Annotated in this window: 16 protein-coding genes; 12 read left to right on the top strand and 4 right to left on the bottom strand. The window is 59.9% G+C overall.

The window, feature by feature from the left end:
* Both HMCN_RS0109145 and fdhD read left to right on the top strand, forming a co-directional pair.
* Positions 1-1,905 (top strand): molybdopterin-dependent oxidoreductase (locus tag HMCN_RS0109145; protein WP_025917103.1); only part of this gene is annotated, 1,905 nt, incomplete at its 5' end.
* An 11-nt stretch (positions 1,906-1,916) separates the two neighbouring features.
* Positions 1,917-2,822 carry a formate dehydrogenase accessory sulfurtransferase FdhD gene (gene fdhD / locus HMCN_RS17525; protein WP_025917102.1) on the top strand — a complete coding sequence of 302 codons (906 nt, stop codon included), beginning with the start codon at positions 1,917-1,919 and terminating at the stop codon, positions 2,820-2,822.
* A gap of 135 nt (positions 2,823-2,957) precedes the next feature.
* On the opposite strand, the gene HMCN_RS0109135 is transcribed toward fdhD, so the two are convergent.
* The gene (locus HMCN_RS0109135) at positions 2,958-3,587 is read right to left on the bottom strand and encodes a PolC-type DNA polymerase III (protein ID WP_025917101.1); all 630 of its coding nucleotides are present in this window, start codon (positions 3,585-3,587) and stop codon (positions 2,958-2,960) included.
* Between the two features lie 141 nt (positions 3,588-3,728).
* Here HMCN_RS0109135 and HMCN_RS0109130 point away from each other — a divergent pair, with 141 nt between their 5' ends.
* Together HMCN_RS0109130 and HMCN_RS0109125 are read left to right on the top strand one after the other, a co-directional pair.
* Positions 3,729-6,200, top strand: coding sequence for a Lon protease family protein (locus HMCN_RS0109130; RefSeq protein ID WP_025917100.1), 2,472 nt, complete (start codon positions 3,729-3,731; stop codon positions 6,198-6,200).
* Positions 6,201-6,255: 55 nt separating this feature from the next.
* On the top strand, positions 6,256-6,705 hold the full coding sequence (locus HMCN_RS0109125; RefSeq protein ID WP_025917099.1) for a pyridoxamine 5'-phosphate oxidase family protein: 450 nt from the start codon (positions 6,256-6,258) through the stop codon (positions 6,703-6,705).
* Positions 6,706-6,709: 4 nt separating this feature from the next.
* Here HMCN_RS0109125 and HMCN_RS0109120 read toward each other — a convergent pair whose 3' ends face one another.
* Positions 6,710-7,081: a YajD family HNH nuclease gene (locus tag HMCN_RS0109120; RefSeq protein WP_025917098.1), complete on the bottom strand. Its 372-nt coding sequence runs from the start codon at positions 7,079-7,081 to the stop codon at positions 6,710-6,712.
* A gap of 97 nt (positions 7,082-7,178) precedes the next feature.
* On the opposite strand from HMCN_RS0109120, the gene HMCN_RS0109115 reads away from it, so the two are divergent.
* The 4 genes from HMCN_RS0109115 to HMCN_RS0109100 all read left to right on the top strand — a co-directional run bounded on the left by HMCN_RS0109115 (position 7,179) and on the right by HMCN_RS0109100 (position 13,899).
* A complete protein-coding gene (locus tag HMCN_RS0109115; RefSeq protein WP_025917097.1) occupies positions 7,179-8,456 on the top strand; it encodes an exonuclease SbcCD subunit D C-terminal domain-containing protein in 1,278 nt (425 codons plus the stop codon).
* Positions 8,457-8,470: 14 nt separating this feature from the next.
* Positions 8,471-12,280 (top strand): AAA family ATPase, encoded by a 3,810-nt coding sequence (locus tag HMCN_RS0109110; RefSeq protein WP_025917096.1) that lies wholly within the window; start codon positions 8,471-8,473, stop codon positions 12,278-12,280.
* 160 nt (positions 12,281-12,440) lie between these two features.
* On the top strand, positions 12,441-12,653 hold the full coding sequence (locus tag HMCN_RS19230) for a hypothetical protein (RefSeq protein WP_155837507.1): 213 nt from the start codon (positions 12,441-12,443) through the stop codon (positions 12,651-12,653).
* A gap of 766 nt (positions 12,654-13,419) precedes the next feature.
* Positions 13,420-13,899: a transposase gene (locus HMCN_RS0109100; RefSeq protein WP_238552066.1), complete on the top strand. Its 480-nt coding sequence runs from the start codon at positions 13,420-13,422 to the stop codon at positions 13,897-13,899.
* A gap of 201 nt (positions 13,900-14,100) precedes the next feature.
* Here the strand turns inward: HMCN_RS0109100 and HMCN_RS0109095 are convergent, their stop codons facing one another.
* Both HMCN_RS0109095 and HMCN_RS0109090 read right to left on the bottom strand, forming a co-directional pair.
* Positions 14,101-14,442, bottom strand: a complete 342-nt coding sequence (locus tag HMCN_RS0109095) for a hypothetical protein (RefSeq protein WP_025917093.1) — start codon at positions 14,440-14,442, stop codon at positions 14,101-14,103.
* A complete protein-coding gene (locus HMCN_RS0109090) occupies positions 14,439-14,732 on the bottom strand; it encodes a hypothetical protein (protein WP_155837506.1) in 294 nt (97 codons plus the stop codon). The genes HMCN_RS0109095 and HMCN_RS0109090 overlap by 4 nt, the downstream gene beginning before the upstream one ends.
* 162 nt (positions 14,733-14,894) lie before the next feature.
* Between HMCN_RS0109090 and HMCN_RS0109085 the strand changes: the two genes are divergently transcribed.
* The 4 genes from HMCN_RS0109085 (at position 14,895) to HMCN_RS19225 (ending at position 18,192) form a co-directional block, all read left to right on the top strand.
* Entirely contained in the window at positions 14,895-16,151 is a 1,257-nt protein-coding gene (locus HMCN_RS0109085; protein ID WP_035626457.1) for a molybdopterin-dependent oxidoreductase, read from the top strand.
* 10 nt (positions 16,152-16,161) lie between these two features.
* Positions 16,162-16,539, top strand: coding sequence for a cytochrome c (locus HMCN_RS17520; RefSeq protein ID WP_081801462.1), 378 nt, complete (start codon positions 16,162-16,164; stop codon positions 16,537-16,539).
* 500 nt (positions 16,540-17,039) lie between these two features.
* Positions 17,040-17,987, top strand: coding sequence for a dicarboxylate transporter/tellurite-resistance protein TehA (tehA, locus tag HMCN_RS0109075; protein WP_025917090.1), 948 nt, complete (start codon positions 17,040-17,042; stop codon positions 17,985-17,987).
* A 49-nt stretch (positions 17,988-18,036) separates the two neighbouring features.
* Positions 18,037-18,192, top strand: coding sequence for a hypothetical protein (locus HMCN_RS19225; protein WP_155837504.1), 156 nt, complete (start codon positions 18,037-18,039; stop codon positions 18,190-18,192).
* Positions 18,193-18,515 lie beyond the last annotated feature (323 nt).

The raw sequence follows: 18,515 nt of genomic DNA, 5'->3' as shown, positions 1-18,515 counted from the left end.
GGTTATTTTTTGCGCGATCCGGTCAGCTTCAAACCGCTGTTATGGGACACCCGCAGTAACAGCGCAGTGGTGCACGATACGCCGGACAGCGTACCGCTGCTCGAAGGCAGCGTGCAGGTGGCGCAGGCAATAGAGATCGGTGCCGACCAACAAAGCTGGCAACACGCCGATATCACGGTTGATACTTCGTTTACGCTGCTGGTCAAGCACATGCAGCAGTACAGCCCGGAATGGGCCAGCGCAATCTGCGATGTGCCGGCAGCCAAAATCCGCCGCATCGCCAATGAATTCCTCGCACACGCCTGCGTCGGACAGACTATCGACGTCGACGGTATGACACTGCCGTTCCGGCCGGTCGCTGTTACTCTCGGCAAGACCGTCAACAACGGTTGGGGTGCGTATGAATGCTGCTGGTCGCGCACCATGCTGGCGGTCCTGGTCGGCGCCCTGGAAGTACCGGGCGGCACGCTCGGCACCACGGTGCGCATCAACCGGCCGCAGGAAGATCGCCACCAGAGCGTAGTCCCTGGCCCGGACGGTTTTATGCTGAACAAGCTCAATCCGACCGAGAAAGACACATGGCAAAAGAAGCCGACCGGACGTAATGCCCATCGCACGCTGGTACCGCTGGTCGGCAGCAACGGTGCCTGGAGCCAGGCACTGGGACCGACTCACCTAGCCTGGATGTTCCAGAAAGAGTTGCCAGAAAACTGGCCTGCCACTAGCAAGCCTGATATCTGGTTTGCCTACCGCACCAACCCGGCAATTTCATTCTGGGATACCGATGCAGTAGCCGCGACCATGGCCAGTTTTCCGTACACCGTGTGTTTCGCATACACGCCGGACGAAACCAACCACATGGCCGACATCCTGCTGCCGGAAGCGAGCGACCTCGAAAGCACGCAGCTGATCCGGCTCGGTCGCACCAAATTCATGGAGCAGTACTGGCAGCATCAGGGCTTCGTGCTGCGCCAGGCAGTAGTTGCGCCGCAAGGCGATGCACGCGACTTTACCTGGATCGCGACCGAGCTGGCGCAGCGCACCGGCCTGCTTGAAAAATTCAATGCCGCCATCAACCGCGGCGCCTGCGGCGTGCCGCTGAAGACCGAACAGCGCGATTTTTCCCTGGCCACCGATCAGGCGCATGACGTCGACACGATCTGGGACGCAGTATGCCGCGCCGCCAGCCACGAACTGACTGATGGCACCGAAGTACGCGACCTCGACTGGTTCAAGCAAAATGGCTTGATGAGCCGGCCGTACACGCAGACCGGCTGGTATCTGTATCCGACCCTTAAAAAACAGAACCTACGCTTTGAGTTGCCCTACCAGGAACGCATCATGCGCTCCGGGCGCGAGCTGGCGAACCGGCTGCATGAGGGTGAAATCAGCTGGTGGGATAAACAGCTCGAAGAATACCAGCCGCTGCCGGTATGGCATGATTTCCCCGGCATCTGGGAGAAGGATTTAGTGCGGCGCGGCCACAAACCGGAAGATTTTCCGTTCTGGCTGATCGCCACCAAGAGCATGCAGTATCACGCCGGCGGCAATGTCGGCATCCAGCTGATGGATGAACTGTCGCAAAACGTACGCGGTCACGGCGGCATTATGATCAACAGCACCACCGCCGCCAGCATGGGAATCAGCGAAGGCGACCAGCTCGAAATCACTTCGGTACTCGGCTCGACGCAGGGTGAAGCGATTGTCATGCAAGGAATCCGGCCCGACACGCTGGTGATTGTCGGCCAGTTCGGCCACTGGGCAACGCCGTATGCGAAAGACCTGAAGGCGCCGACTCTGAACGCGATTGCACCGATGTCGATCGAACTGACCGATGCCACCGGCTCTGGCGCCGACATCGTGCGGGTCGGCGTCAAACGTTTGGGTGCGGCCAGCCAGACCTGAAAGAGATGCCAATGGGTAAAGCCGAAGCAGCTGTCTTGTCCACCCTGATGCCGGCGGTTGCCGCTGCCGGCATGCGTCGCGTGTCGTCGTATCGTCGCGCGGGAGCCGCGCGGGTAGTGGTCGAGGAAGATTGCTGGGTGGTCGAGGAACAGGCGCTGTTCATCGACGTGGCCGAGATCGGTCTTTACACGCTAATGTGGACCCGTACCGACATAGCCGCTGCGGCCGCTTTCCTTCCGGCCGACGGCGTGCTCGGCGATGTCGCAGAGCCGGAAGCGCTGGCGCTGTGTGCAGGTTTTCTGTTGACCGAAAGCATGATCGAGACGATGGCCGACATCGCCGAAATGGCATTCTGCCCAGACGCGCCGAACTTGGTGCGGGTGCGTCTGGTGCGACCATCGCAGGTGAATAGCCACCGGCGCGGCGGTTTCGTCGCCAGTTCGTGCGGTATTTGCGGTGGCGTCGACCGCGCCGGTGACATCCGGGACGGACTGCCGCCGGTGGCCGACACCCTGCGCATCGACCCAACCACTTTCGAGTCACTGATGGCAGCGCTGCAAAGTCGGCAAGTAGTGTTCAACCGCACCGGCGGCACCCATGCGGCGGCGCTCTTTTCGGCAATGGGCGCGCTACTCGCCAGCGCCGAAGACCTCGGCCGCCACAACGCGATGGACAAGGTGATCGGCCAGCGCCTGCTGCAGGGACTGCCGACCGCAGGCTGCGGCGCGCTGCTGTCCGGGCGGGTCAGCCTGGAACTGATCATCAAGGCGGCGCGTGCCGGCATTGAGCTGGTCGCCGCAGTATCGGCGCCGTCCTCGCTCGCCATCGAAGCCGCCGACCAACTTGGCATCACGCTATGTGGCTTCGTGCGGCAGGGCCGGCTAACTGCCTTCACTCATCCGCAGCGGCTGATCTGAAAAATACGCAAATGGTTAATTGTTAATGCCAGAATAAGCACATTTATTGGCATACGGCTGAAACTCCAACAGACATCACTAAGCGACCAAACGCTACTTTCAAGATGAATCAGCGAAAATGGGAAGCGAACATTCTTACGCCCGCATTGCAATCCCGCTCTTCTTGAGGAATTCCGGCACCTTGGCCGCGCTCAGATTGTTGACCGATTCAAGCAATTGCGCAGTGATGCCGGGCAATGCATAGGTATCGGCGAGATGCGCGGCAATGTGGATCAATAGCTTGGCTGATACTTCCGCATCCGCTTCGGCCCTGTGCGCTGCGCTGCTGAAGCGGATGCGCAGCGCCGACGCCAGCGCCGCCAGCTTGTAACTGGCCATGCCGGGAAACACCCGGCGCGACAGCTTGAGCGAACAGATCAGGCCCCGGTGCTCCGGTTCCAGACCCTGGAGCCGGCTTTCCGCCTGCAGGAATTTCAGATCGAAACTGGCGTTATGCGCGGACAACGCATCGCTACCGATGAAGTCCAGCAATCGCGGCACCACTACAGAGGCCCGCGGTGCGGCGTTTACCATCGCTTGCGAAATGCCGGTCAGGCCGGTGATGAAGGACGGAATCCGCACGCCGCAATTGACCAGCGACACGTAACGCTCGGTGATCTTGCCATCCACAATGCGCAGCGCAGCGACCTCGGTAATGCGGTCGCCGGCATCCGGTGACAGGCCTGTGGTCTCGAAATCCAGCATCACGATCGGTTTGTCGAACACAGCTGCTTCCTTCTGATGAATATGCGGGCATCTATTATCTCAGGCTGGAAAGAGGTTCGCACCTTTGATTTCCGTCAAGACACGCACCGCAGATCCGTCCAATTCTGGTATCACCAAACAACACCAAAGAATTGAGCACGCATGGCAACGATTCCCCCCTTGCCGCCGGATAAGTTATATCGCCACTGCGAAGTGACCAGCCTGCAGTTCGACACGACAGAACAACTCGTTGATCTTGCCGGTGCAGTCGGACAGGAGCGGGCGCTGGAAGCGGTCAAGTTCGGCCTCGAAATGCAGCACCCGGGCTTCAACCTGTTCGTGCTGGGGCAGCAAGGCACCGGCAAGCACGACATGCTCAGGCGCTTCCTGGATCTGCGGGCGCATGCCGAGGCAGCCCCAGAAAACTGGTGTTACGTCAACAATTTCAGCGATCCTGGCAAGCCGATCGCGCTCAAGCTGCCGCATGGACGCGGGCTGCAGCTGCGCACCGACATGGCGCAACTGGTCGAGGAGCTGCAATCGACGATACCGGCGATACTGGAAAGCGAGGACTACCGCAAGCGGGTCGATCAGATCGATACCGAGTTCGATGCGCTGCAAAAGAACAGCATCAATGCGCTGGCCGATGAATGCGAAGCGCAGGATATCGCGCTGTCGCAGACCGACACCGGGTTCTCGCTGGACCCGGCCAGAAACGGCGAAATCATCTCGGACGAAGAATACGATCACTTGTCGAGCGAGCAACGCGACGCGATCCAGAACAAGATCGAAGCGCTGGAAGTGAAGCTGACCAAGCTGTTAAAGCAAATGGCGGAATGGCAGAAGGCGCACCACAAGCGGCTGCGCGAGCTGAACCGGGAAGTGAACATCTTCGCGGTCGGCCATCTGTTCGACGACCTGCTGCCGAAATATGCCGACCTGCCGCGCGTGCAGACCTACCTGGAAGCCGTCAAGCAGGACGTGATCGAGAATGCGCAGATTTTCCAGAAGCCGGAGGAAGGCACTGCCAGCCAGCAAGGCGAAGCGCTGCCGCCGCTGCGCCGCTATCAGGTCAATCTGCTGGTGAGCGCAGAGGAAGCCGCAGGCGCGCCGGTCATCAACGAGAACAACCCGACTTACCAGAACATCATCGGCCGAGTCGAGCATCTGGCCAGCTACGGCGCGCTGACCACCGACTTTGCACTGATCCGGCCCGGTGCGCTGCACAAAGCCAACGGCGGCTACCTGCTGCTCGATATCCACAAGGTGCTGGCGCAACCGTTCGCGTGGGAAGGCCTGAAACAGGCACTGACCACCGGCGAAATCCGCATCGAATCGCTCGGCCAGATCTACGGCATCATCAGCACCGTCTCGCTGGAACCGCAACCGATCCCGCTCAAGGTCAAGGTGATCCTGTTCGGCGAACGCGAATACTACTACCTGCTGCAGGCCTACGACCCGGATTTTGCCAAGCTGTTCAAGGTCGCCGCCGATTTCGAAGACGATGTGGCGCGCGACCACAACAGCCAGCTCGATTATGCGCGACTGATTGCAGCGATGGTGCAGGAACAGAAACTGCTGCCGTTCGAGCGTGCGGCGGTAGCCCGCATCATCGAATTCAGCGCGCGCGACGCCGGCGACGCCGAGCGCCTGTCGCTCAACCTGCTGCGCCTGAGCGACCTGCTGTCCGAAGCCGAATACTGGGCCAAATCCAGCTTACCCAGCCTGCCTGATGCCGCCGGCACTGCAGCCGGCACTGTTTCCTGCGCCCACGTGCAGCAGGCGATCGACGCCCGGATCGGCCGCGCCGACCGCATCCAGCGCCGCCTGCAGGAAGAAATCCTGCGCGGCACCATCCTGATCGACAGCGATGGCAGCCGCATCGGCCAGATCAATGCACTGTCGGTGATGGAGATCGGCGACTACTACTTCGCCCAGCCGACCCGCATCACGGCCACCGCGCGCCTGGGCAGCGGCGAGGTGATCGACATTCAGCGCGAGGTCGCGCAAGGCGGCGCGATCCACTCGAAGGGCGTGCTGATCCTGACTTCCTTCCTCGCCACGCGCTACTGCGCCCGCCAGCCGCTGTCGCTGCAGGCCAGCCTGGTGTTCGAGCAGACCTACGGCAGCATCGACGGCGACAGCGCCTCGCTGGCGGAACTGTGCGCGCTGCTGTCGGCGCTGGCCGACACGCCGCTGCAGCAATCGCTGGCAGTGACCGGCTCCATCAACCAGAACGGCCAGGTGCAGGCGATCGGCGCGGTCAACGAAAAAATCGAAGGCTTCTTCGACATCTGCGCGGCGCGCGGCCTGAGCGGCCGTCAAGGCGTGCTGATACCGGGCAGCAACGCCAAACACCTGATGCTGCGCGCCGACGTGGTGGCCGCCTGCCGGGACGGACGGTTCGCCATCTACGCGGTCGACAGCGTCGATCAGGCGATCGAAGTGCTGAGCGGGCAGCCGGCCGGCAACGCCGATGCAATCGGCAACTTTCCGCCGGATTCGATCAATTTCCGGGTGCGCCGCAAGCTGACCGAGCTGTTCCAGATCCGCGCCAGCACCACCCTGGTGCCGACCGGCAGGCCGCAACGCAAAAGCCGGCAGAAGGAAGATGACGACGAAGAGGAAGAGTAAGCACCAACTGACGGGCGTATTGAACTGAATCACTCAAAGAGCCAAGGAGAACAGCATGGACCAAACAAACAAGCAATTCGCACTCGACATCATCAGCCACGCCAAGGACATGACGCTGGCCACCATCCGGCCCGATGGCTATCCGCAAGCCACCACGGTCAGCTACGCCAGCGACGGCCTGACGCTGTACGTCGGCGTCGGCAAGTACAGCCAGAAAGCGGAAAACATCCGGCACTGCGACAAGGTGTCGCTGACCATCAATGCCGATTATCAGGACTGGAACCACATCAAGGGCGTTTCCATGGGCGCCAGGGCCGAAATCATGCACGACCCGAAGGAAATCGAATACGCCGGCGAATGCATGCTGCGCAAGTTCCCGCAGGCGGCAGAATGGGCGCAATCGCAGGAAAAGGACGCCATGATCTTCCTGAAAATCACGCCGCAGGTGATCTCCCTGCTCGATTACGAGAAGGGCTTCGGCCATACCGAACTGGTGAAGGTGTGAGCGATCAAGGCTTCTTGATCAGCCCGGCCAGCGCCGCAAACGGGTTGTGGGTCGCTGCCGCCACGCCGCCGCCCTGCCCCGAAGTGCCCTGCTGGTCCGCTTCCAGGTAGCGCGAGTGCTCGTTGTCGTGGCAGTACAGGCAGAGCAGCTCCCAGTTGCTGCCGTCGGGCGGATTGTCGCTGTGATTGTGGTTGCGGTGATGCACGGTCAATTGCGACAGATTGGTTAGCGTGAATTCGCGCGTGCAGCGGCCGCACACCCACGGGTAGATTTTCAGCGCCCGTTCGCGGTAACCCAGTTCGCGCTGATCGGCGTTACGGCGTGCATCGGCGACGATCTTGTCCAGCCTGGCGCTGTCCGGTTTTTTCTGCAACATGGTGTTTCCTCTGGCGTGGTCGGTTTGATCAGTTATATTAACGGCCAATATATCACTCCATCCGGCGTCAAACAGGCGCGGACCAAAGGACATCACCTTGCGCTTCATCCACACCTCGGACTGGCATCTGGGCCAGACCCTGCACAATTTCGAGCGCGGCTTTGAGCATCAGCACTTCCTCGACTGGCTGCTGGCCACCCTCGCGGCCGAACAGGCCGAAGGCCTGCTGATCTCGGGCGACATCTTCGACAACGCCAACCCGTCGGCCGCCGCCCAAAAGCAGCTGTACCGCTTCCTGCAGCAAGCCAAGGCGCGGGTGCCGCACCTGAACATCGTGATCATCGCCGGCAACCACGACTCGCCGGGGCGGCTGGAAGCGCCGGGGCCGCTGCTCGAAACATTGGACGCCGCCGTGATCGGCTTTGTTCCGCGCCGGCCCGATGGCGCGATCGACATCGCAAAACTGGTGGTGCCTTTGAGAAACAAGCTGGGCGGCATCGCCGCCTGGTGCCTGGCGGTCCCGTTCCTGCGTCCCGGCGACGTGCCGCGCATGGAAACAGAGAGCGACCCGTACATGGAAGGCATCGCGCTACTGTACCGGCAGGCGCTGGCCCATGCGCTGACGCTGCGCCAGCCCGGCCAGGCAATAATCGCGCTCGGCCACTGCCACATGGTCGGCGGCGAAATCTCAGAAGATTCCGAGCGCCGCATCGTGATCGGCGGCAGCGAGGCGCTGTCGGCCGGCATGTTCGACCCGGCCATCGCGTATGCGGCGCTCGGTCACCTGCATCTGGCGCAAAGCGTCGGCAAGCAGGCGCACCTGCGCTATTGCGGCAGCCCGCTGCCGCTGTCGTTCGCCGAAGTCGGCTACCCGCATCAGGTGCTGCGCGTCGATCTGGAGGGCGAAACGGTGGCCGACATCACGCCGCTGCCGGTGCCGCGCGCGGTCGAACTGCTGCGCGTGCCGCAACGGCCTGCGCCGCTGGAAGAAGTGCTTACTGCGCTGGCAGCGCTTGAATTGCCTGCCAACGACGAGCCGCAACGGCAGCCGTATCTGGAAGTGCGGGTGCGCCTCGATGCGCCGGAACCCGGCCTGCGCGCCCGCATCGAGGCGGCGCTGGAAGGCAAACCGGTGCGCCTGGCCAAGATCGAAACCAGCTTCAGCCCGAAAACCGCAAACAGTAGTGCGCCGGCCGCGCCGGAGCAGCTGGAACGGCTGCAGCCGGACGACATCTTCAAGCGCCTGTACCGCAGCCGCTACGACGCCGACACGCCGGCCGACCTGCAGGCAGCCTTTGCCGAACTGCTGCTGACGCCCATTGACGCCTTGCTCCCCTCCCCCGCTTGCGGGAGAGGGGAGAGAAATGTGAAATAACAGAATTAACACTCATGAAAATTCTCGCAATCCGCGGCAAGAACCTGGCCTCGCTGGCGGGCGAATTCGAAGTCGATTTCGAGCAGGAACCGCTGAAGTCATCCGGCCTGTTCGCGATCTCCGGGCCGACCGGCGCCGGCAAGAGCACGCTGCTCGACGCACTGTGCATGGCGCTGTATGAAAGCACGCCGCGCCTGCTGAAAGCCGGCAACAAGACGCTGCCCGACGTCGGCGACAGCACCGTCACCCAGCAGGATGCGCGCAACCTGTTGCGGCGCGGCACCGCCGAAGGCCATGCCGAAGTCGATTTCGTCGGCAACGACGGCATCGGCTACCGCGCCCGCTGGAGCGTGCGGCGCGCGCGCGGCAAGGCCAGCGGCAGCCTGCAAAACACCGGCATGAGCCTGAAGCAACTGCCCGATCTGCAGCCGATCGGCGGCACCAACCGGGAAGTCAAGGCCGAAATCGTGCAGCGCATCGGCCTCTCGTTCGAGCAATTCACCCGCGCGGTGCTGCTGGCGCAAAACGAGTTTTCCGCCTTCCTGAAGGCCGACGACAACGAGCGCGGCGAACTGCTGGAAACCCTGACCGGCAGCAGCATCTACAGCGCGCTGTCGCAGCGCGCGTACGCGCGCGCCAAGCACGAACAGCAGGAACTGCAGCGCATAAACGACCGGCTGGCCGACCAAAAGCCGCTGGCCATTGATGCCCGCAGCCAGCTGGAACAGGACAGCGCCGCCGCCGATGCCGCCGTCAAGGCGCTCGACCTGCGCAAGGCCGAGCTCGACACGCAATTGCGCTGGCATCAGGACGATGCCAAGTTCCAGCAGAACGAGCAGCTGGCGCACGCCCAATTGCAGCAAGCGCAAGACCAGCAGCAAGCCGCCGCCAGCCGCCGGCTTGACCTGCAGCGGGTCGAGGCGGTGCAGGCGGCCCGCCCGCTGGTGATTGAGATCGAGCGGCTGGGCCGCGCCATCGCCTTTGATCACAGCGCGATTGCCGATTGCCAGCACAAGCTGGCCGCCGCCGAGCAGAGCCACCAGCAAGCCGACGCCGCGCAGGCCGCCGCGCAACGCACGCTGACGGACGCCGAACAGGCGCAAGCCAACGCCGCGCCCGCGCTGGATCAGGCCAAGGCGCTCGACGCCCGCATCGACGCGCTGCGGCCCGCGCATCAGGCGGCGCAGCAGGCGCAGCTTGATGCCGATCAGGCTAGTGCGCTGGCGCAGCAAAACCGGCTAGCCAAGCAGGCCGAACTGGCGGGCGCGCAACACAAGCAGCAGGCCACCGAGCACTGGCTGGCGCAACACGCGCCGCTGCAAGCGCTGGCCGAACACTGGCCGCGCTGGGATATACTCCTGAAGCAGTCATGCATTTCCAGCAACGAAACAGCACAGTTTGAATGCATACTAGCAACATTATCAAAAAGCGAAGCAAGGCAAGACGAACAGCTGGCCGCCGCGACCCAGGCGCTCGCCAGCGCTGCCAGCGCGCTGAATGCCGCCGAGCAGCAGCGCCAGCACGCCGCGCAGCAGCACGCCGGCATCGACATAACCGCGCTGCAAACACGCAAGCACAGCGCAGAAACCCGCCGCGATCAGCTGGGCAGCGCCGAGCAAATCTGGCGCGCACTGGCCGAGCAGCAAAACCGCCGGCAGGCGCTGGATGCGCAAGCCGGCAGCAGCCGGCAAGCCGCCGAGCAGGCCGAGGCCGCGCTGGCGCTGGCCGGCGCACAACTGCCGACGCTCACCGCCGCACTAGCGCAAGCCGAACGCTCTTTGAGAAGCGCCGAAGCCGCCTGCGCCGCCAGCGTCGAAACCCTGCGCGCCGCGCTGGAGCCGGACGTGCCCTGCCCGGTCTGCGGCGCCACCGAGCATCCATACACAACCGACAACCCGCAGCTGCACGCGATGCTGGCCAGCCTGCAAGCCGAAGTAAAAAGCTGCCGCCAGCAATATGAACACGCAATGCAGCAGCAAGCGACCCACGGCACGGAGGCCGCCAGCTGCCGCCGCCAGCTGGACGCGATCGCGCAGCAACAGCAGCTACTGCACGCCGCGCTGCAGCGCCAGCAACAGGACTGGCAGGCGCAGCCGCTGGCCGCCGAACTGGCCGACGAATTCGCCAACATCGACGCAGAACAGCAAGCCGGCTGGTTCGCCAGCCAGCGCAGCACGCTGCAGGCGGAACTGCACAGCATCAGCCAGCTGGACGCCGCGTGGCGCAGCGCCGCGCAAGCCAAGGACGCAGCCCAGGCCGCATCCGACCGCGCCAGCATCGCGCACAACGCCAGGAAGGAAGCCGCCGACGCCGCCCAGACCGCGCTGAGCGAAACCAAAGCAAAACAACAGGCCGCCGTTGCACAGCTCGATCAAAGCCGGCAACGGCTGGACGACAGCCTGGGCCAGCTCGACGCCGCCTTCCGCTCCGGCGATGCCGATGAACAAATAAGCTGGCGCAGCAACTGGCAGGACAATCCCGAGGCCTTCCAGCAGCAATGCGAGCAGAACGCTCGTCATTGGCAGGTTCAGCGCAGCGCGTTCGAACAAGGCCAGCAACGTCACGCCACGCTGACGCTGGAACTGGCCGCACTGGTCGCCAGCCACGGCAAGGCCGAGCTGGAACAGCAGCGCGCCGCCAGCGCGTTCGCCGCCAGCCATACGCTGCTGACCGCGCTGCAGGCCGAACGCCGCACGCTGTTCAGCGGCCAGCCGGTGCAGCAAATCGAAGCGCAACTGGCCGGCGCGATTGCCAAAGCCAAAACCGCGCTGGCGCAGCACACCCAGGCCGGCAACGACAGCAGGCAGGCGCAGGCCCGCAACGCCGAAGCGCTGCAGCAGGCCACAACCCGCCTCGCCAGCCACAACGGCGAAGCGCAGGCCGCCGCCGAAAATCTGGCCGGCTGGATCGCCCGCTTCAATGCCGCCAGCGGCGCAGCGAACAACGCCGACGCACACCTCGACGAAACCCGGCTGCACGCGCTGCTGGCCCACCCGGCCGACTGGATCGCCTTTGAACGCGCCGCGCTGCATGCGATCGACAACGCCGCCCGCCAGGCCGCCACCGTGCTGCAGGAGCGCAGCAGCCAGCGGCAGGCGCACCAGCTACAGCGCCCGCCGCAGGACGCCGACGCGCTTGTAACCGAAGCTGCCGCCAGCGCCAGCCCGATAGCCGCGCTGCAGCAGGCGCTGCAAAGCCTCGCCGCCGAGCGCCACAGCGCCCACGCCAGCGCCACCGCGCTGCAACTGTCCATCGCGCAAGACCACGCGCGCCGCGTGCAGGCGGCCGACATGCTGGCCGCCATCGCCGCGCAGGAAGCCAGCCACCGGCTGTGGGCGCAACTGAACGAGCTGATCGGCGCCGCCGACGGCAAGAAATTCCGCAACTACGCGCAGCAGTACACGCTCGACGTGCTGCTCGGGTACGCGAACCGCCACCTGAACGAACTGTCGCGCCGCTACCGGCTGCAGCGCATCAGCGACACGCTGGCGCTGATGGTGGTCGATCAGGACATGGGCGACGAGCTGCGCTCGGTCCATTCGCTGTCCGGCGGCGAATCGTTCCTAGTCTCGCTGGCGCTGGCGCTCGGCCTCGCCTCGCTGTCAAGCAACCGGGTGCGGGTCGAATCGCTGTTCATCGACGAAGGCTTCGGCAGTTTGGATGCCGACACGCTGCGCGTCGCCATGGACGCGCTCGACGGCCTGCAATCGATGGGCCGCAAGGTCGGCGTGATCTCGCACGTGCAGGAAATGACGGAACGGATTGCGACGAAAATTATGGTGCAGAGGACGGCGGGGGGGAGGAGTTCGGTGGGGGTTGGGTAGAATGGTTGCCACATTGAAATAATTACCATCAATGCAAGCAAATCCACTATAGTTTCCAGTAGAACAGAGACATGAACATAAATAAAACCGTGGTCTGGCCCCTATTAATTTAACTTTAAGCCTATGTAACATAGGACCATAATCGTAATGGAGTGAAATTATGAAATCAAACGTTGTTCGCATTCTTGTACTTGTTATTGTTGTCATAATATTTGCAATTGTAGTTAAGCACTTTTTTAAAGAACAATCTAGTGACCAAAAGCAACTCGTCATAACTAATAATGCATCCGACTCTCGCGAAGAAAAACAAAAAAAAATTGATATCCTGACTGGTGGAATAGGTAAGGAAATGAAACCATTCAAACCGATGTAGTTGGTAAGGTCGAAGAATAATAGGGAACAGACCGCGATTCCCCATATCAAAAACGTGGTCTGTCCCCTATTTTTAAGAGACGCCCGACGTGGCGATCGGCAGCAGGTGCACGCAATCCGCCGCTCAGGGAATTTTTCAAAAGGCTCATAGGTCTAAAATTTTTTGAAGGAGGATGTTTTGCAAGTTAATTTTTGCACATTTACATTACGTAAAGCAGAAGGTGGGACTGTATATATCAATCCATTACTAGTGAGTTATTTTATTTCAACTTCGACTAATAATATTGCAACTAAAATTTTTTTACGATGACGGAAAATCGATAGAGGTCAAAGGTTCTCTTAAGGAAGTCGCGGCTGTGCTAACAAAAAAAATTGACAACTAATCACATGATCAAGGCCGTAAGGCGTATCCCGTAAGGCCGTAAGCCGCAATGCGTAGGGCGTCAATAAGCGCAGCGCATTGCGCCGTATGTTATTCGCATACCTATAAGTGTATTTTTAATTACCGCAAGTGATACGTGTGGTAGCGCTTCTGTTTTAACGGATACTCCACCTGTCTCATTAGACCATGAAGGCTTGGCAGCGCAATTTTTATGCTGCACGCCGTCAGCATGCGGCGCAATGCGCTGCGCTTATTGCGCCCTACGATTGAACAACGGTTGGGCGTTACGCTCTTGGCACATTACGACTCATGTTGCATATGCTAAATTCCAGCAATGCCCAATTACCGACGCGCCTGGCATCCGGGCGGCACTTACTTCTTTACTGTGAATCTGCTGCAGCGGTCCGGCAACGATTTACTGGTGCGGCATATTGATCTTCTGCGCGACGCTGTGCGCGTGGTGCGGTTCACGCATCCGTTCACCATCCACGCATGGGTGGTGTTGCCGGATCATCTGCATTGCGTGATCGAACTTCCGATTGGGGATGCGGATTTCGCGGTGCGCTGGCGCTTGATTAAAATCCGTTTTTCCAAATCCATTCCCCGGACCGAATGGCGCTCCGCCGTGCGCGAGCGTCGCGGTGAGCGCGGCATCTGGCAGCGGCGTTATTGGGAACACCTGATTCACGACGACCGCGATTTTGCCGCGCACATGGATTACGTCCATATCAATCCGCTCAAGCATGGCCTGGTTCGCAGGGTGATTGACTGGCCGTATTCGACGTTTCACCTATTGGCAGGTCACGGTGTTTATCCCGCAGATTGGGCCGGCGGGGATGAAGATCAGGCGGATTGTCAGGATTAGGCATGCTGCGTAGGCATGCTGCGCAATGCGCTGTGCTTATTGACGCCCTACGAGATACGCCTTGCTGTTTTATACACCTTAATGTATTTTTAATTACCGCAAGTGATACGTGCGGTAACGTGCCTGTTTTAACTGATACTCCACCTGTTTCAAACAATAGGTGACAGACCACGGTTTCATCTCATCAAAGCAAATCTTCCATCACCGGGTTATCCGGCTTGCGTGGTCGGCCGGATTTACCGGGCATTGCCCGTTTGCCTGCTCGACAATTTGCTCGCTTATCAGCCGCAAGCGCTCCAGCGCCGCTGTACGTCCATTGTTGAATGTCAGCAGTAATGCCTCGGTCTCGGGTGTGCGCCGGCCCAGCGACTTCCCATTTCCGCGCCTGCCCTTGTCTTTGAACAGATACTCGGTGTCGCGCACCGTCTTCCAGCGCATCCCGTACTGGTAATTTTTCGCATGGCGCTGTGCGACACGATAATTGTCGAAGAGTTGTTCGCTGTTGACCAGGTGAAGTCGTTGCTGATTGGATAGCAGCTTCATGATGTTTCCGGCAAAATATTGATTTCAACTATTTTGCCGGAAACATCGCGGTGTGCAAGGCAGGCATGGTTGTTTCCGGCGGAATCGGCATGTTTGGATTCCTGCCGAATACGCGCTCTTCGCCGGATGCTGGCTTGATATGGATCGCCGGTGTTGCCCGAAATACTTTCTGCCTTATATAGGGGGACACAAGCACGGGCGGAAAAGCGCAGCGCCTTCCGCCGAATGTCGGCTTCCATTGCCGCCCCCATACCGCACACAACAAAACCGGTATGGAGTACGTATTTCATTGTCAGAATGTCATTCCGATCTGTCCTCTATTGCTCCCTCGCAAAGTGAATGGATGTTTTGGGAAAAACCTGGAAAAAGTTGTTGAATTTGCCAGTTTGTGAGCGTACGTTGAAAGCACGCGACATCGCGCCTTTGGGTCAACCGTCCAGGAGATGTTCATGATGAATAAAATTCAACGGCTACATCTGGAATCCGAGCAGCGCCGACGTTTTTTAGGTCAGGCGGGCGCCATCGGTGCGTTGTCTGCGCTGGGTGGCGGGACGCTTTCTGCCTTTGCTGCTGATTCTGCCAATCCCGCCAGCGTCACTCTTGCGTTTGCCAACGGCAAGCGTGAAATGGCAACCTTTCCGCAGAAGCGGCCGCTGATTTTGCAAACCGCCCGCCCGCCGCAACTCGAAACTCCGATGCGCGTTTTCAATGAAGGCATCCTGACGCCGAACGATGCGTTCTTTGTGCGCTATCACTGGAGCGCGATTCCTACCTCGATTGATCCCCGCACCTACCGCCTGAAAATCGGGGGCAACGTGAACACGCCGCTTGCGCTGTCGCTGGATGATTTGAAAGCGATGAGCAAGGCGCTGCAGATCATTGCGGTGACGCAGTGCTCCGGTAACAGCCGCGGTTTTTCGATGCCGCGCGTGGCGGGTGGTCAATCCGGCAATGGTGCGATGGGCAATGCGCGCTGGACCGGCGTGCCACTGAAAGCCGTGCTGGAAAAAGCCGGCGTCAAGGCAGGTAGCATGCAAGTCAGTTTCAATGGACTGGATCATCCACCGGTTGGGAATGGCCCGGATTTCATCAAGGCATTGGATATCGACCACGCGCTGGATGGTGAGGTCATGCTGGCTTGGCAGATGAATGACGTCGATTTGCCGATGCTGAACGGGTATCCGTTGCGTTTGATCGTACCCGGTTATTACGGCACCTATTGGGTCAAGCATTTATCGGATATCGAAGTGCTCGACAAGCCGTTCTCCGGTTTCTGGATGAATACCGCCTATCGTATTCCGGATAATGATTGCGCCTGCATCACACCGGGCACCACAAGCACAATGACGCCGATCCGCCGCTATAACGTGCGCTCATTCATTACCAGTCTCAGCGATGGCGAGAAAATCAAATCCGGCCAGAGCAACACTCTACGCGGAATCGCGTTTGATGGCGGCTATGGGATTACCGGTGTGGCGATTTCGTCCGATGGCGGAAAGACCTGGCAAGCGGCCAAACTGGGAGAGGATTTCGGAAAATATTCATTCCGCGAATGGACCGCGATATTTACCCCGCCCCAAGCCGGGATTTATGAACTGAAAGTGCGCGCGATCAACCGGATTGGGCAAAGCCAACCGATGGATGCATTGTGGAACCCATCGGGATACATGCGCAACGTGGTCGAAACCACGCGTGTCGTCGCCATTTAAGGAGACTGGAATGACCTCATTTTTCACGACTTCCAGGCAGGCTGCGTGGTTGGTTCGCTCCTCATTGACCAGATTCCTGCCGGCCATCGCGCTATTGACGTTTTCTTCGGCGGCGTTCGCACTCGATATCACTTTACCGCCGGAAACAGCAGCGTATCGACCCAGCACCTTGCCGGGTTATCAACTGGCCCGGCAAAACTGCATGACGTGTCATTCGGCGCATTATCCAGAAACGCAGCCACCGGGGTTACCCCATAGTTTTTGGGAGGCTGAGGCAAAAAAAATGAAGGCAACCTACGGGGCGCAATTCTCCGATGCGGATATCCCGGCCATCGCTGATTATCTGACTGCGACTTATGGCGCTGGAGCGGACGAGACCAAAAAGTAGGCGCTCCCGCCGGGTTGCGGCTGAACCGCGTCGGTGAGCGCATGCCGGCGCAGCCAAATGCCGGTCATTGCCACCAAGGCCGTAAGGCGCAAGGCGTCAATAAGCGCAGCCCTGCTGCACCATTGCGCCGCAGGCTATGCGCATACTTATAAGTGTATTTTTAAATACCGCAAATAATACATGCGTGAAAATGCATGTTTTAAGCGATACTCCCTGCTTTATAAAACAATGGGTTACTGTTCAGCCCGTTAGGCGGAATGGTTTTCTCATCCCCTTGAAAGAGAGGGAATATCTAGCCTGATTGCGTGTATCGCCATAGCGGGCTGAACAGTTACTTTTTTTGAAAAAAATCGCAATCAATACAAGCAAAGCATTATAGTTCCCAACCGGGCGGAAGCACGAACATGGATAAACCGTGCTCTGCCTCCTTATTCTTCTATTATTCGCTATTGCCAACCAAGGTGAATCCTCATTCTCTTTTGTGAATCAAGGAATAAAACATGACACGAGCACCTCTTCCCGCCTCATTCTTCGGCATGGTGCTTGGATTTTCGGGGCTGGGGCAGGCGTGGCGTGTTGCAGTGCCCTTGTGGGGAATGCCAGGCTGGATCGGCGAGAGCCTGTTGCTATTAGCTGCGCTAGTCTGGCTGGCGTTGCTAATTAGCTATCTCACCCAGGCGCTGCGCAATCCGATGGTGGTTCGCTGCGAATTTCAGCACCCGGTGCAGGGAAGTACGCCAGCGCTGCTGGCAATTGCAACGTTGCTGATTGCCCTGGCTGCGCTTCCCTACTCGCGCCCCCTGGCATACATCCTCACACTGGGGGGAATTTTCTGGCATCTGGCGTTTTCACTTTGGCATACCGGCATTCTGTGGCAAGGCGGGCGGAATGCGCTGGACACAGCGCCCACACTGTATCTGCCTACGGTGGCCGGCAATTTCACCAGCGCGGCTGCACTGGGCGGCTTGGGGCATGCCGATTGGGGCTGGTTATTTCTCGGTGCGGGGGTGTTTTCCTGGTTAGCGCTGGAGTCGCTGGTGATTCAGCGCCTTTGGCACGCCACGGCGGTCCCGCTCCAGCAGCGGCCCTTACTCGGAATTCAGTTCGCACCGCCCGTAGTCTGTGCCATGGCCTGGCTGATCCTGGCCCCGGGCAGCACCGATCATTGGCTGCTGATGCTGTGGGGCTACGGCCTATTTCAATTGCTGCTGGGCATACGCCTGGGAAGCTGGCTGGGCGCGCAACCATTTTCTCCATCGTATTGGGCTTATACCTTCGGCGTGGCTGCGGCAACGGTGACCGGTTTAAAACTTGCGTTGGCCGGCATTGGCGCGGCGCAAATACTGGCGATACCCGTTTTTGCGGGTGCCAATCTTTTCATCGGTTTTCTGGCGGTGCGTACCGTGCATCTGCTGTTTACCCGCCGGTTGCTGCCGCACTCCACATGAATAGGACTTCTCCAAACACGTTACGTTGCAGGGCGCACCATGCGCACCCATGCATTTACGGCTGCGCGAGCAGTTGCGTGATTATTTCCAGCAGAGCGGCAACCAGCACACGATCATCATGCATGAACTGATCGCTGTCCTGATGATGTCGCTGTCCCGAAACGAGCTGATTTCCAGCAAGCACGACCAGCACGATTACAACTAATCGGCCGATCAGCCGCTGCCCCAGCCCGTCTGCCAGGCCCACAGAACGCACCAGCGCCCGTTGGCTTGGCAAAACCGGCCCAACCGCCGCACTGTACTCAATCAGTTACTACCTTGGGTATTTTTATATCATCAATTAAAATATGCGAAGAAATGCCTATTTCTACATATACCCAAGGATTATTCCACGAACAAGGACGCCGGCCGCGTTTATTTTGCGCCATCGGGCAAAAGTGCGGATAAACTTCTGCTCTTGGGATGACGTTGATTTCACATGTTGAAATATTATTTCAGCACAATTGATGCCGCCGGACTAATTCAGCG

The sequence above is a fragment of the Herminiimonas sp. CN genome (assembly GCF_000622895.1).
Classification (GTDB): domain Bacteria; phylum Pseudomonadota; class Gammaproteobacteria; order Burkholderiales; family Burkholderiaceae_D; genus AVCC01.
The sequence above is the reverse complement of the archived record's forward strand: the minus strand, read 5'-3'. Positions and strand labels throughout refer to the sequence as shown.

Bases quoted from the DNA above. Each gene is read 5' to 3' on its own strand.
- fdhD (WP_025917102.1), top strand. From the start codon at position 1,917: ATGGGTAAAGCCGAAGCAGCTGTCTTGTCCACCCTGATGCCGGCGGTT.
- HMCN_RS0109130 (WP_025917100.1), top strand. From the start codon at position 3,729: ATGGCAACGATTCCCCCCTTGCCGCCGGATAAGTTATATCGCCACTGC.
- HMCN_RS0109125 (WP_025917099.1), top strand. From the start codon at position 6,256: ATGGACCAAACAAACAAGCAATTCGCACTCGACATCATCAGCCACGCC.
- HMCN_RS0109120 (WP_025917098.1), bottom strand. From the start codon at position 7,081: ATGTTGCAGAAAAAACCGGACAGCGCCAGGCTGGACAAGATCGTCGCC.
- HMCN_RS0109110 (WP_025917096.1), top strand. From the start codon at position 8,471: ATGAAAATTCTCGCAATCCGCGGCAAGAACCTGGCCTCGCTGGCGGGC.
- HMCN_RS19230 (WP_155837507.1), top strand. From the start codon at position 12,441: ATGAAATCAAACGTTGTTCGCATTCTTGTACTTGTTATTGTTGTCATA.
- HMCN_RS0109095 (WP_025917093.1), bottom strand. From the start codon at position 14,442: ATGAAGCTGCTATCCAATCAGCAACGACTTCACCTGGTCAACAGCGAA.
- HMCN_RS0109090 (WP_155837506.1), bottom strand. From the start codon at position 14,732: ATGAAATACGTACTCCATACCGGTTTTGTTGTGTGCGGTATGGGGGCG.
- HMCN_RS0109085 (WP_035626457.1), top strand. From the start codon at position 14,895: ATGAATAAAATTCAACGGCTACATCTGGAATCCGAGCAGCGCCGACGT.
- HMCN_RS17520 (WP_081801462.1), top strand. From the start codon at position 16,162: ATGACCTCATTTTTCACGACTTCCAGGCAGGCTGCGTGGTTGGTTCGC.
- tehA (WP_025917090.1), top strand. From the start codon at position 17,040: ATGACACGAGCACCTCTTCCCGCCTCATTCTTCGGCATGGTGCTTGGA.
- HMCN_RS19225 (WP_155837504.1), top strand. From the start codon at position 18,037: ATGCATTTACGGCTGCGCGAGCAGTTGCGTGATTATTTCCAGCAGAGC.